Origin of the sequence: Shinella yambaruensis (assembly GCF_022899355.1) — a bacterium.
GTDB classification, from domain to species: Bacteria; Pseudomonadota; Alphaproteobacteria; order Rhizobiales; family Rhizobiaceae; genus Shinella; species Shinella yambaruensis.
The window spans coordinates 69,915-83,020 of record NZ_JALJCK010000014.1; the positions used below are offsets into that span (position 1 = coordinate 69,915).

The window sequence follows — 13,106 nt, forward strand, 5'->3', positions numbered from 1 at the left end:
CCATTCGTTTGTCCGCGGCGCCTGCCTTGGACTATCCCATCGGCCGGAAGACCGGCGCGGCGCGAGCGGGAACCCCGCCGGCACCGCCTTTCGTCAAAACTCTTCCCAGTCCCCGTCATTCCCCTTGTCCTGCCGCACGCCGAGGGCGCCGGCCAGCTTTTCGCCGAGCGCCAGGGCCGGCGAGGTGACGGGACGCGAACCGCCGGTGGCCGGCTTGACGTTCCACTGGCCGGGCGACTTGCGGGCCAGGGCCGGCGCCGGGGCGGGCGCTACGGGCGGCGGGGTGGCCGCGGACGACACGACATGCAGGTGCGGCGCGTGCACGGTGCGGCCGGCAGCCGCGCTGCCGCCGACATTGAAGCGGCCGATCAGGGCGTTGAGCGCCTGGACCTCGGAGGCAAGGCCGTGGCTCGCGGCGGTCGTCTCCTCCACCATGGCGGCGTTCTTCTGCGTGCCCTGGTCCATCGCGTTGACGGCGGTGTTGATTTCCTGGAGGCCGGTCGACTGTTCGCGCGCCGCCTCGACGATCGCCTGGACGTGGCCGTTGATCTCCTGCACCTCGGTGACGATCGCCTGCAGTGCGCGGCCCGTATCGTCGACGAGGGAGACGCCGGAGCGCACCTGCTCGCCCGAGGTGGTGATCAGCGCCTTGATCTCCTTGGCGGCCTTGGCCGAGCGCTGGGCGAGCTCGCGCACTTCCTGCGCCACGACGGCAAAGCCCTTGCCCGCCTCGCCCGCCCGGGCCGCTTCCACGCCCGCATTGAGGGCGAGCAGGTTGGTCTGGAAGGCGATCTCGTCGATGACGCCGATGATGCTGGTGATCTCGCTGGAGGACTTTTCGATCTCCTGCATGGCCGAAACGGCGCGGCGCACGATCTCGCCGGATTTTTCCGCGCCCGAACGGGTGCGTGCGACGAGCTGGCCCGCCTCCTCCGCCCGCCGGGTGGAATCCCTGACAGTGGTGGTGATCTGTTCCAGCGCGGCGGCGGTCTCCTCGACGGAGGCGGCCTGCTGCTCGGTGCGGCGCGAAAGATCGTCGGCCGCGGCGCGGATCTGGCTGGCGCCGGCATCGATCGCACGGGCGTTCTCGCCGACCTCGCGCAGCGCATCGCTGAGGCGCGAGACGGAGGCGTTGAAATCCTCGCGCAACCGGTCGAGGTCCCCGTCGAAAGGTTTTTCGATGCGGCAGGTCATGTCGCCGCTCGCAAGCCTGCCGAGCGCATCGGCAAGGCTGGCGACGGCCTCCTGCACGCGGCCGCTGTCGCGGGTGCGCTCGGCCTCGCGCGCCTGGCGTTCGCCCTCGGCCCGGCGGCGGTCTTCGTCGCTCTGGCGCTCCAAGCGCTGGCGCTCGGCGGCATTGTCGCGGAAGACGGCGACGGTGCCGGCCATCTCGCCGATCTCGTCGCTGCGGTCGGCATGGGGAATGGCGAGCGCCGTATCGCCGTCCGCCAGCTTCTTCATCGCGCCGGCAAGGCCGGTGAGCGGCCTGACGACGCGGCGGTTGACGAGAAAGATCGCGGCGATCGCCAGGCCCATGGAGATGGCAAGCGATGCCCAGGTCAGCGCAAAGGCCGAGCCTTCCTCGCTGCGCGCCGAGAGGATCGTCTCGTCGGTGACCTTCTGGGTGCTGGCGACAAGGTCGCCCAGCGAGGCGCTGATCGCGTCGGCGCTCGCCTGCATCGGCCCCTTGTAGACTTCCAGCGCCGGCCCCTTGGCGGCGATGGCGGAGAACTGGATAAGCTTTGCGGCGTCGTCGAGATAGGTCTTCAGCGCCGCCTTGATGCCGTCGACCTCCGTGGCCGTGGCGGCGTTGCCGCTGTTGGCCGCGCCATAGCTGTCGACCATGCCGGCAAAGGCGTCGGCGCGCTCCTTGATCCGCCCCTCGATACGGCCGATCTCATCTGGATCCATCGAGAGCAGGTGTTCGGAATAGATCGCGTTGAGCTCGGCGAAGGCGTGGCTGAGCTGCAGGATGCGGCTCATCTCGGGCATGCGCTCGGCGCCGATGCGCTCGATATGGCCGGTCATCGCCGAGAGGGAGCGGAAGGCGACGGCGCCCTGCAGGGCGCCCAGCACGACCATGAGGACGAAGAGGGCGGGCAGGAGCCTGCTGATCCGGACATTACGCATGACAGTTCCCTGATTGTCTTCGGCGGCACGGCTTCGTGCGGATGCGCAGAAGTTTAGGAGCGGTCGTTTAACGCCGGCTTAATGGACAGTCCCGACCTCCTGCCTTGCCGGCCGCTTTTCCACACCCTACATGCGCAAGCGAACAGGAGTTTTCGATGATCCTCAACGCCGCCCGCCTTTCCCTCGCCAATCTCTTCGCCCCCGAGACGCGGGGCGTGTTCTGGAAGGTCATCGGCCTCACCCTTCTCGCGCTCATCGTCCTGTGGTTCGGCCTTCGGGAAACCTTCATCGCCTTCGCCTGGCCCTTTCTGCAGGGCATGATGATGCCCGACCTGCCGGAATGGGCAGGCTGGCTCACCTTCGTCTTCGGCATCCTCGCCAGCATAGGCCTCGCGCTCGGGCTCGCCCTCCTGCTCGCGCCGGTGACGGCGATCATCGCCGGCTTCTTCCTCGACGACGTCGCCGAGGTCATCGAGAAACGCGACTATCCCGCGCAGGCGCCCGGACGGGCGCTGCCGATGGGCCAGGCGATCGCCGGCTCGGTCAAGTTCCTCGGCATCGTCATCCTCGGCAACCTTCTCGCGCTCTTCCTGCTGTTCATCCCCGGCATCAACCTCGTCGCCTTCTTCCTGGTCAACGGCTACCTGCTCGGCCGGGAGTTCTTCGAGTTCGCGGCGATGCGCCACCGCCCGCCGGCGGAGGCGCGCCTGTTTAGGGCCAAGCACGCCGCGACGGTGCTGATGGCCGGCCTGCTCATTGCCGCCTTCCTGGCGATCCCGGTCGTCAACCTGCTGACGCCGCTCTTTGCCGCCGGCCTCATGGTGCATCTCCACAAGGCGCTGAGCGGCAAGGACCCCGGCTTTTCACTGCGGCAGAACTGACGCGTCGTACATGGCCGCATAGTCGGCGTTCGGCGGGATCGGCGTGATCACGTCGATCATCACGCCGTTCGGATCGGCGGTGATGAAGTGGCGCTGGCCGAAGTCCTCGTCGCGGATGTCGCGCAGGATCGGCAGGCCGGCGGCGCGCACCGCCTCATAGACCGCATCGACGTCCTCCACCTCGAAGTTCAGCAGCAGGCCGGAAACCTTGCCGCGGCCGACGGCCGGGATCGTCTCGTGGCTGCCGTCGAGCACGGCGAGCGTCACCTTCTCGTCCTCGCTGGACTGGAGATGGATGTACCAGTCGCTGGTGAAGAGCGCCTCGAAGCGGAAATGCTTTTCGTAGAAGGCGGCGGTGCCCGCCACGTCGTCGGTCATGATCACCGGATAATAGCTGGTCGTCTTCATCGGGTTGCTCCTTTTTGCGTTTTCCACATGTCGGACGGCAAACCACGTGCGGTTTCGCTGGATTTGCCGGCGCAATAAACATACAATCTGTATGTTTCTATCAAGTAACATACATTCTGTTTGTATGTAAAGGGGAAAAATGGCACGCAGCAACAAGGAGCGCACGGAAGCGACCCGCCTCGCGCTGATCGAAGCGGCCCGGCGGCTTTTCGTGGACAGGGGATATGCGGACACGGCGACGCCCGACATCGTGGCGGAGGCCGGGGTGACGCGCGGCGCGCTCTATCACCATTTCGAGGATAAGAAGGCGCTGTTCCGCGCCACGCTGGAGCGCGAAGCGGAGGCCGTCGCCGCCCATATCGACACGGTCTCGCTGCCCGCCGGCTCGCCGCGCGAGGCGCTGCTGCTCGGCGCCGCTGCCTATTTCGATGCCATGGCTGTGCCCGGCCGCACGCGCCTGCTGCTGCTCGAGGCGCCCGCCGTGCTCGGTTTCGAGAGCGCCGGCGCGATCGACCGGGACAATGCCGAGGGCACGCTGAAGGCAGGGCTTTCCGACCTCATCGGCAAGGGCGCCGACGCAGCAAGGCTGCAGGCCCTGACGGACCTCATCTCCGCCGCCTTCGACCGCGCGGCGATCGCCATCGAGACGGGCGCGGACCGCAAGGCCTATGAGGACGCGGTCGCCAGCCTGCTGGACGGGCTCGTCAGGGCGTAGGGCCGAAAAGCTGCGGCGGCAGCTCCACGAGCGGCGCCGGCACGTCGCAGGTCTTTTCCGGCGACTTGCACAGATCGGCGATGATACAGTGCTCGCATTCCGGCCGGCGCGCCTTGCAACAGTACCGCCCGTGCAGGATCAGCCAGTGATGCGCGTGGTAGAGATATTCGTCCGGGATGATGCGGATCAGCCGGTCCTCCACCTCGTCCGGCGTCTTGCCGGGCGCGAGGCGGAGGCGATTGGCGATGCGGAAGATATGCGTATCGACCGCCAGTGTCGCCTCGCCGAAGGCCATGGACAGCACCACATTCGCCGTCTTGCGCCCGACGCCGGGCAGCATGATCAGCTCCTCGCGGGTGCGCGGCACCTCGCCGCCGAAGCGGTCGACGAGCATCCGGCTGAGCGCGATGACGTTCTTGGCCTTGTTGCGGTAAAGACCGATCGTCTTGATATAGTCGCGGACCTTTTCCTCGCCGAGCGCCAGCATCTTTTCCGGCGTGTCGGCGACTTTGAAGAGCGCGCGGGTCGCCTTGTTGACGCCGGCATCCGTCGCCTGGGCGGACAGCGCCACGGCGACGACGAGCGTGAAGGGATTGACGTGCTCCAGCTCGCCCTTCGGCTCCGGCCGCTGGATGGAGAAGCGCCGGAAGATCTCCTTCAGCTCGTCCTGCGAATAGAGGCTCTTCGGCCGTGCCGGCGCCTTGCGCCGGGGCGCCGCTTTCTTCTTGATCGTTCCGTTTTCCATGGTGCTTCCGCAGGACGCATGTCATCGCGCAAAACCGCTACACAGTTTTGCGCGACTTGCTTATAGTCATGCCCCATGACGCAAGGCAACGCCGACATCACGATGAACGACCTGCCGGTCTTTTCCGCCGAACTGCACCCCTACCGGTCGCTCGGGCGGAGCGGCCACCGCATCTTCTTCCTCATCGCGGGCGTGCTCAGCTTCGCCCACATGGCCGTTTTCATGATCTCCGGCGCCTGGCCGGTCGTCCTGTTCTTCGGTCTCGATTTCCTCGTGCTCTTCGGCGCCTTCTGGCTGAACAACCGGGCGGCGAAGGCCCGCGAGGTGGTCTTACTCTCGCGCACCAACATCTCGATCCGCAAGATCAGCCCGTCGGGCCGCGAGACCGAGCATGTCTTCAACCCGTTCTGGGCGCGCTTCCTCGTCTCGCGCAAGGCGAAGATCGGCATCACCGCCATGCATGTGCGCGGCAATGGCCGTGAGACGGATGTCGGCACCTTCCTGCCACTCGACGACCGCGAACGCTTCGCCTCGGCCTTTTCCGGCGCGCTGGCGCGGGTCAAGCGCGGCTACTGAGCGTCGTTCTCGTCCGGCCCCGGACGCAAGGCGCCGCAAGTCCTCGCTCGATTGGCCCAACCGCAGGAATCGGGTGGCGGGGACGCCGGAGGCATGCTTTTCTGGCGGCACAGGAGAAGAACGATGAACATTGCCGCAACCCTGAAGACCGACATCACGCCCGAGGGCGACGACTACGCGACCGTCCGCCGGGTCATCGAGCTGATCACCGAGGACTATCGCGAACAGCCGGGCCTCGACGAAATCGCCGGCCGGCTCGACCAGTCGCCGACGCAGCTGCAGAAGACCTTCACCCGCTGGGCCGGCCTCTCGCCGAAGGCCTTCCTGCAGGCGGTGACGCTCGACCATGCCAAGCGGCTGCTGCGCCAGGAGGAACTGCCGCTGCTCGAGACGAGCTTCGAGGTCGGCCTTTCCGGCCCGGGCCGCCTGCACGACCTCTTCGTCACGCACGAGGCGATGTCGCCCGGCGAATGGAAGGCGCGCGGCGCAGGCCTGACGATCCGCTACGGCCTGCACCCCTCGCCCTTCGGCGGGGCGCTCGTCATGATCACCGACCGCGGCCTTGCCGGCCTTGCCTTCACCGACGAGGCCGACGGCATGGACGCTTTCGAGGACATGTCATCGCGCTGGCCGAACGCGCATTATATGGAAGACCGAGAGGCGACCGCCGCCTATGCGGAACGCATCTTCGACCCGAAGCGCTGGGATCCCAAGGCGCCGCTGCGCGTCGTGCTGATCGGCTCGGATTTCCAGGTCCGCGTCTGGGAGGCGCTCTTGCGCATTCCGATGGGCTGCGCGGTCACCTATTCGTCGATCGCCGAAAAGCTCGGCCAGCCGACCGCCTCGCGCGCCGTCGGCGCCGCCGTCGGCCGCAACCCCATCTCCTTCGTCGTGCCCTGCCACCGGGCGCTCGGCAAGAGCGGGGCGCTGACGGGCTACCACTGGGGCCTGACGCGCAAGCGCGCGATGCTGGGCTGGGAATCGGGCAAGGCCTGATGTAGCGCCGCCCCTCACCCTCACCCTAACCCTCTCCCCGCAAGCGGGGAGAGGGGACGTGCCCCACGCATGCTGTTATTTTAGCAAGCCGGTGCGGCATATCCCCTTCTCCCCGCTTGCGGGGAGAAGGTGCCGGCAGGCGGATGAGGGGCGCTGCCGGCAGGAAGGCGTCAAAGGACAGCGCTCAGTGCGCGCCCGACATGTCCCCGAGCACGTCCTTCGACTTCACCGTCGAATCCGCGTTCAGCACGTAGACCATCGGCACGCCGGTGGCGAGGTTGAGCTTCAGGATCTCTTCCTTGGAAAGCTTGTCGAGCACCATCACCAGCGAGCGCAGCGAATTGCCGTGGGCAGCGACGAGCACCTTCTCGCCGCGCAGCACGCGGGGCAGGATCTCCGTGAGATAGTAGGGCCAGACGCGGGCGCCGGTGTCGCGCAGGCTCTCGCCGCCCGGCGGCGGCACGTCGTAGGAGCGGCGCCAGATATGCACCTGCTCCTCGCCCCACTTGGCGCGGGCATCGTCCTTGTTGAGGCCCGAGAGGTCGCCGTAATCACGCTCGTTCAGCGCCTGGTCGCGGATCGTTTCCAGGCCGGGCTGGCCGATCTCGTCGAGGATGAGCGACAGCGTCTTCTGCGCGCGGGAAAGATCGGAGGTAAACGCGACATCGAACTTGATGCCGGTCTCGGCGATCGCCTTGCCGCCGGTCTTGGCCTCCTCGACGCCGAGCGCCGTCAGGTCCGGATCGCGCCAGCCGGTGAAGAGATTTTTCAGGTTCCATTCGCTCTGGCCGTGGCGAACGAGGACGAGGGTTCCGCTCATATGGTCTGTCTCCCGAGGGTTGGCATCGTTCCGAAACGTGGATACCGGTTTTCGGACAAAACGATGCGAAAAAAAGAAACGATCAGTTGAGCCCGAGCACGTCGAGCATGGAATAGAGGCCGGGCTTCCTGTCGCGCGCCCAGAGCGCCGCCTGCACGGCACCGCGGGCGAAGATCGAGCGGTCCGTCGCGCTGTGCGACAGGGTCACGATCTCGCCCTCGCCGGCCAGCATCACCGAATGGTCGCCGATGACGGAGCCGCCGCGCAGCGTGGCAAAGCCGATCGAGCCCGCGGGGCGCGGCCCGGTATGGCCGTCGCGCACGCGCACCGAATGGTCGGCCAGCGAAATGCCGCGGCCCTTCGCGGCGGCATCGCCGAGCAGCAGCGCGGTGCCCGAGGGCGCATCGACCTTGTGCTTGTGGTGCATTTCCAGCACCTCGATGTCCCAGTCGCCGGGGCCGAGAGCGCGGGCGGCGGTCTCGGTGAGGACGCCGAGCAGGTTGACGCCGAGGCTCATATTGCCGGACTTGACGATGCGGGCGTGGCGGGCGGCGGCCTTGATCTTCTCGTCATCGGCCGGCGAGCAGCCGGTGGTGCCGATGACATGCACGATGCGCGCCTGCGCGGCGAGGCCGGCAAATTCGATCGTTGCGGCGGGCGCGGTGAAATCCAGGACGCCCTCCGCCGCGACGAAGGCTTCGAGCGGCTTGTCGGTGACGGGAACGCCGATCGGCCCGAGGCCGGCAAGCTCTCCCGCATCGCGGCCGATGAAGGGCGAGCCTTCGCGCTCGACCGCCGCGAAGACCGCCGCGCCCTCGATCGCGTGGATCGTGCGGATCAGCGTCTGGCCCATGCGGCCCGCCGCCCCCACGACGACCAGCTTCATTGCGTTGCCGCTCATGTCCCGTTCCATCCCTTCTGCGGAGCGCCGGCGCGCTCCCGTTCCTGTCTTTCCGCAAGGCTGCCCGTTTTGGAGCGGCCTATTTGCCCGTGCTGCCGGCGGCGGGTGCCTGGAGGCTGTTGAGGCGAGCGTAGAGGCCGTTCTCCCGGCTCGCAAGCGCCTCGTGCGTGCCCTCTTCGGCGACCGTTCCGCCCTGCATGACGATGATCTTGTCGGCCCGCACGATGGTGGAGAGCCGGTGCGCGATGACGACCACGGTGCGCCCGCTCATCGCCTCGTCGAGCGCCTTCTGCACCGCCTGCTCGGATTCCGTGTCGAGCGCCGAGGTCGCCTCGTCGAGCAGGAGGATCGGCGCACCCCGCACCAGCGCACGGGCGATCGACAGCCGCTGGCGCTGGCCGCCGGAAAGCGTCACGCCATTCTCGCCGACGGGCGTGTCGTAGCCGAGCGGCTGGGCGAGGATGAAATCATGCGCATAGGCATGGCGCGCCGCCTCCTCGATCTCCGCATCCGTCGCATCGGGGCGGCCGTAGCGGATATTGTCGCGGATCGTGCCCTCGAAGAGATAGGGCTGCTGGGAGACATAGGCGATGGCGTTGCGCAGCGACTGTTTCGTCACATGGGCGATGTCCTGCCCGTCGATGAGGATCTCGCCCTCTTCCGGATCGTAGAAGCGCGGGATGAGGTTGATGACCGTCGACTTGCCGGCGCCGGACGGTCCGACGAGCGCCGTCGTGCGGCCGCCCTCGGCGGTGAAGCTCACGCCCTTGAGGATCGCCTCGTTTTCCGAATAGCCGAAGCGCACGCCCCGGAAGGTGATCGTGGCATCGGAAACGACGAGCGGCCTTGCATCCGGCCGGTCGGCCTGGCGCGGCTTCAGGTCGAGGACCTCGTAGATCATGCGGGCATTGACGACCGCGCGTTCCAGCGAGACCTGCAGGCGGGCAAGGCGCTTTGCCGGGTCGTAGGCCATCAGCAGCGCCGCGACGAAGGAAAAGAAGGCGCCCGGCAGCACGCCGCCATAGATCGAGCGGTAGGCGGCATAGGCGAGCACGCCGGCGATGGCCGCGCCGGCGAAGGTCTCGGTCATCGGCGCCGTGCGCTCGGTCAGCCGCGCGATGCGGTTGGAGCGGCTTTCGGCCCGGTCGATGATGCCCTCGACCTTGGCCTTCAGCTGCGCCTCCATGGTGAAGGCCTTGACGATGGCAATGCCCTGGATCGTCTCCTGCATGGCGCCGAGCACGTGGCTGTTGAGCTCGACGGATTCGCGCGTGGCGCTGCGCAGGCGCCTGGAGACGTAGCGCAGGCCGATCAGGAGCGGCGGGGCGACGACGAAGACGATCAGCGTCAGCAGCCAGTCCTTGGAGATCATCACGCCGATGAGGGCGACGAGCGTCAGGAAGTCACGCGCGACCGACGTCACCGTCATGTTCAGGACATCGCGGATGCCGGTGACGTTCTGGCTGATCTGGGCGGCGAGATAGGCCGAGCGCGATTCGTTGAAATAGCCGACGCTGAGCGCCATCAGGTGCGAATAGAGCCGGCGCTGGTAGCGCGCGACGATGTTGTTGCCGATCTTCGACAGGATGACGGCCTGGTAATAGGTGGCAAAGCCGCGCAGCACGAAGGCGATGAAGATCGAGCCGCAGATGAGGGCGACGAGGTCGGCGCGCTTGTTGGCGAAGGCCTCGTTGACCACCGATTCCATGATCCAGGCGGTAAAACCCGTCGTGCCGGCGACGACGGCGAGGCAGAGGATGGCCAGAACATAGCCACGGACGTGCTCGCGGCCGTTTTCGGCGATGATGCGCTTGAGCACGGTGGCGACGGTGTCGGAGCTGACGTGTGGGCGCTCGGTTCGACTCTTATCGGCCAATAAACTGACTTTCCTGCACGGTCCTGCGGCACCGGGAGGATGTGCCGCGCTGGACCCGCTCTATAGGGGCTCGGCCCCTCTTTGGCGAGTCCGAGGCGCGGCGAAGCGCCTGCGGAGGCTTCACCTTTTCCAGTGGCGTCCCTCGGTTGCAACACCAAAGCGGTCCGGCATGCGCGCGAAGGCGGCAAGACCGGCAAGGGCTGCGACCGGATGGGTGACCACATAGGTCGGGATCGTCTTCAAAAGCGCGCTGTGCGGCGCCTTGTCCTCGAAGGCGGCGCGGAATTCCGGCCCGCGCAGGGCGGGGAGGATCTTCTGCGAGATGCCGCCGGCCAGGAACACGCCGCCCTTGGCCATGAAGATCATCGCCATGTCGCCGGCGACGCGGCCGAGATAGGTGGAGAACAGCGCGACGGTCTCGATCGCCGCGCGGTCCTCCTGGGCCAGCGCCCTGGAGGTCACGTCCGCCGGGGTCTCGAGCGGGGCATCGACGCCGTCGGCGGCGGACACGGCGCGGTAGATGTTCATGATGCCGCGTCCGCACAGCAGTTGCTCGGCGGAAATGCGGCCCTCGATCGGCTCGAGGAAGGGCCAGATCTGGTGGTCGCGCTCGCTGCGCGGGCCGACATCCACATGCCCGCCCTCCCCCGGGACCGGGATCCAGCTGTGGCGCGCATAGACGAGGCCGGCGACACCGAGCCCCGTGCCGGGGCCGAGCACCGTGCGCGAGGCGGCGTGCCGCTCGGTGCCGGGGCCGATCTTCTCGCGGTCCCCCTCACTGAGCGAGGCGATGGCGAGCGCCTGCGCCTCGAAATCGTTGACGAGCAGCACGTCGTCGAAGCCGAGATTGGCGATCATGTCGCGCGGGCGCACGACCCAGGGGCAGTTGGTCAGCGGCACCTCGTCGCCCTCGATGGGGCCGGCGAGCGCGAGAATGGCCGAACGCGGCTGCACCGAGGTCGTGTCGAGGATGCATTGCTGGAGCGCGTCGTCGATATTCTTGAAATCGGCCGTCTGGACGATCGGGAACTGCTTCGGCTCGGCGAAGGCATCGACCAGCAGCGCAAAGCGCGCATTGGTGCCGCCGATATCGCCGATCAGGATGGGAAAGGGGAAGTTCGTTTCGCTGTCGTTCGGCCGTACCATCAGGCTGTCCCGTTCATTTCGCGTGGAGGTGGTTTCCGGTGAACGTGCCGTCAAACGGCGGCAAAGTCGAGCAGATGTTCGGCCGTCGCGCGGTTCAGCGCCATCGGAATGTCGTAGACGATGGCGAGCCGCATCAGCGCCTTGACGTCGACGTCGTGCGGCATGGGGGTCAGCGGGTCGACGAAGAAGATGAGGAGATCGACCTCGCCCGTCGCGATCAGCGCGCCGATCTGCTGGTCGCCGCCGAGCGGGCCGCTCTTGAGGCGGGTGACGTCGAGGCCCGGGCAGGCCTCCAGCACCCGGCCGCCCGTCGTGCCGGTCGCGACGATCTTCGCCTGCGCCAGCACCTTCTCGTTCTTAAGCGCGAAGGCGGCCATGTCGTCCTTCTTCTCGTCATGCGCGATGAGCGCGATGCATTTCTGGCGCGACATGGGCGTTCCCCGCGATTTTAAATCGATTTGAACGCCTTATACAAAAGCAGCGGGAGCTTGAAAAGCCCCGGCCCGACATGCCCCTCATCCGCCTGCCGGCACCTTCTCCCCGCAAGCGGGGCGAAGGTATATGCGGAAAGGCATTCCTTCCCATCCAATGCTGGTTGCTTAGGAAAAGGGTGCCTCCTTCCCTTCGCCCCGCTTGCGGGGAGAAGGTGGCGGCAGCCGGATGAGGGGCGTGCAGGGTTATGCAGCGCTACTGGAACGGCCGCGGGATCGGGATCGGCACGATGGCCGGCAGCAGAGTGTCGGCGGCGATCACCGATTCGATGGAGGCCGCCGGGCTTTCGCCGCCGCCGGAGAAGGCGAGCGCGGTGGAGGAAACACCGCCATTACCCTGATAGGTCACTTCCTGCTCGGAGGCGGGCGAAGCACTGGCGAGCACCGTGCTGCAGGCGTTCGGCAGGTCGGAGAGCTTGACATAGCGCGGCTTGACGGGCTTGGCGTCCTTCTTCGGCGTGGGCTTTGCCCACGGCTCCTTGGTGAACCACCAGGCGAGCGACTGGTCGCAGCCGTCGCCGGCCGGCACGCGGGCCTGCGGCTTGCAGCCGGCCGCGCCTTCCGGGCACTTGATGCGGATATGGAAGTGCTCGTCATGGCCGTAGATCGGCCGCACCTTGCCGAGCAGCGCGCGGTCGCCCTGCCAGGTCTCGCACAGCTTCTTCTTGATGGCCGGGTTGACGAAGACGCGCTCGACCTGCGGGTAGCTCGCCGCCTTCATGACCAGCCGGGCATGCGTAGACGTCCAGCGGCGCGAATCGACGGTCAGAAACTTGCTCTTGTCGAGCATGGAGGTGAAGGGCAGCTTTTCGCGCTCCTCGGCCGAAAGCCGGCGGTCGGGCATGGGCGTGAACCAGATGTCGGCGTCGAGCCCGACCTGGTGCGAGGCATGGCCCGACAGCATCGGCCCGCCGCGCGGCTGGGAAATATCGCCGAGCAGCAGCCCCGGCCAGCCGAGCTTCTGCGCATCCTGCGAAAACTGTTCGATGAGCGCGATCATGTCGGGATGCCCCCAGCGCCGGTTGCGCGACAGGCGCATGGCCTGCCAGGACGGGCCGTCCGTCGGGATCGCCACCGCGCCGGCAATGCAGCCCTTGGCATAGGAACCATAGGGGCTCGCCGCCATCCTGGCCGGCAGGCGCTTGGCGCCGAACAGTTCCTTGGCCGGCCGCTCCTCGGCGGCAAGCGGCCCGGCAAGCGCGGTCAGCGCAAGTCCGGCGGCAAGAAGGCAGGTGGTCAATCGGGAAAGCATGGAATGCACGGGCGTCGTCCGGTCTGAAAATCGCAATCGCTGACGAAAGGTTAAGGGATCATCCTTTCGCGGAAGTAAATCATCGCCCGGAATAGGCACGCCAAAAACCGCCCCTTTCATGGCAGGCCTGTCATTTGCCCGGATTTTGCCTATTCTCTGGTTCACGCTT

13 protein-coding genes are annotated in these 13,106 nt (G+C 67.1%); 4 read left to right on the top strand and 9 right to left on the bottom strand.

The features are described 5' to 3' along the window. Positions 1-93 precede the first annotated feature (93 nt). Positions 94-2,130, bottom strand: a complete 2,037-nt coding sequence (locus tag MUU56_RS26910; protein ID WP_317633323.1) for a HAMP domain-containing methyl-accepting chemotaxis protein — start codon at positions 2,128-2,130, stop codon at positions 94-96. Positions 2,131-2,285: 155 nt separating this feature from the next. On the opposite strand from MUU56_RS26910, the gene MUU56_RS26920 reads away from it, so the two are divergent. After that, on the top strand, positions 2,286-3,011 hold the full coding sequence (locus MUU56_RS26920) for a sulfate transporter family protein (RefSeq protein ID WP_244770352.1): 726 nt from the start codon (positions 2,286-2,288) through the stop codon (positions 3,009-3,011). Here MUU56_RS26920 and MUU56_RS26925 read toward each other — a convergent pair. After that, entirely contained in the window at positions 2,994-3,419 is a 426-nt protein-coding gene (locus MUU56_RS26925) for a VOC family protein (RefSeq protein WP_244770353.1), read from the bottom strand. The genes MUU56_RS26920 and MUU56_RS26925 overlap by 18 nt on opposite strands. A 139-nt stretch (positions 3,420-3,558) precedes the next feature. On the opposite strand from MUU56_RS26925, the gene MUU56_RS26930 reads away from it, so the two are divergent. After that, entirely contained in the window at positions 3,559-4,134 is a 576-nt protein-coding gene (locus MUU56_RS26930; protein WP_244770354.1) for a TetR/AcrR family transcriptional regulator, read from the top strand. Here MUU56_RS26930 and nth read toward each other — a convergent pair. Next, positions 4,124-4,879 (bottom strand): endonuclease III, encoded by a 756-nt coding sequence (gene nth, locus MUU56_RS26935; RefSeq protein WP_244770355.1) that lies wholly within the window; start codon positions 4,877-4,879, stop codon positions 4,124-4,126. The genes MUU56_RS26930 and nth overlap by 11 nt on opposite strands. 75 nt (positions 4,880-4,954) lie before the next feature. Here nth and MUU56_RS26940 point away from each other — a divergent pair, with 75 nt between their 5' ends. Continuing rightward, positions 4,955-5,455, top strand: a complete 501-nt coding sequence (locus MUU56_RS26940; RefSeq protein ID WP_244770356.1) for a DUF2244 domain-containing protein — start codon at positions 4,955-4,957, stop codon at positions 5,453-5,455. Positions 5,456-5,578: 123 nt separating this feature from the next. Beyond that, positions 5,579-6,451, top strand: coding sequence for a methylated-DNA--[protein]-cysteine S-methyltransferase (locus MUU56_RS26945; RefSeq protein ID WP_244770357.1), 873 nt, complete (start codon positions 5,579-5,581; stop codon positions 6,449-6,451). Between the two features lie 184 nt (positions 6,452-6,635). Here MUU56_RS26945 and MUU56_RS26950 read toward each other — a convergent pair whose 3' ends face one another. The 6 genes from MUU56_RS26950 to mepA form a co-directional block, all read right to left on the bottom strand. After that, the gene (locus MUU56_RS26950) at positions 6,636-7,271 is read right to left on the bottom strand and encodes a 2,3-bisphosphoglycerate-dependent phosphoglycerate mutase (RefSeq protein WP_133035461.1); all 636 of its coding nucleotides are present in this window, start codon (positions 7,269-7,271) and stop codon (positions 6,636-6,638) included. 82 nt (positions 7,272-7,353) lie between these two features. Further along, positions 7,354-8,172, bottom strand: coding sequence for a 4-hydroxy-tetrahydrodipicolinate reductase (gene dapB / locus MUU56_RS26955; RefSeq protein ID WP_244770358.1), 819 nt, complete (start codon positions 8,170-8,172; stop codon positions 7,354-7,356). 79 nt (positions 8,173-8,251) lie between these two features. Next, positions 8,252-10,048: an ABC transporter ATP-binding protein gene (locus tag MUU56_RS26960; RefSeq protein WP_244770359.1), complete on the bottom strand. Its 1,797-nt coding sequence runs from the start codon at positions 10,046-10,048 to the stop codon at positions 8,252-8,254. Between the two features lie 120 nt (positions 10,049-10,168). Further along, positions 10,169-11,194, bottom strand: coding sequence for a glucokinase (locus tag MUU56_RS26965; protein ID WP_244770360.1), 1,026 nt, complete (start codon positions 11,192-11,194; stop codon positions 10,169-10,171). A gap of 50 nt (positions 11,195-11,244) precedes the next feature. After that, entirely contained in the window at positions 11,245-11,625 is a 381-nt protein-coding gene (locus MUU56_RS26970; protein ID WP_244770361.1) for a methylglyoxal synthase, read from the bottom strand. A gap of 256 nt (positions 11,626-11,881) precedes the next feature. Further along, positions 11,882-12,937 carry a penicillin-insensitive murein endopeptidase gene (mepA, locus tag MUU56_RS26975; protein WP_244770362.1) on the bottom strand — a complete coding sequence of 352 codons (1,056 nt, stop codon included), beginning with the start codon at positions 12,935-12,937 and terminating at the stop codon, positions 11,882-11,884. Between the last annotated feature and the right edge of the window lie 169 nt (positions 12,938-13,106).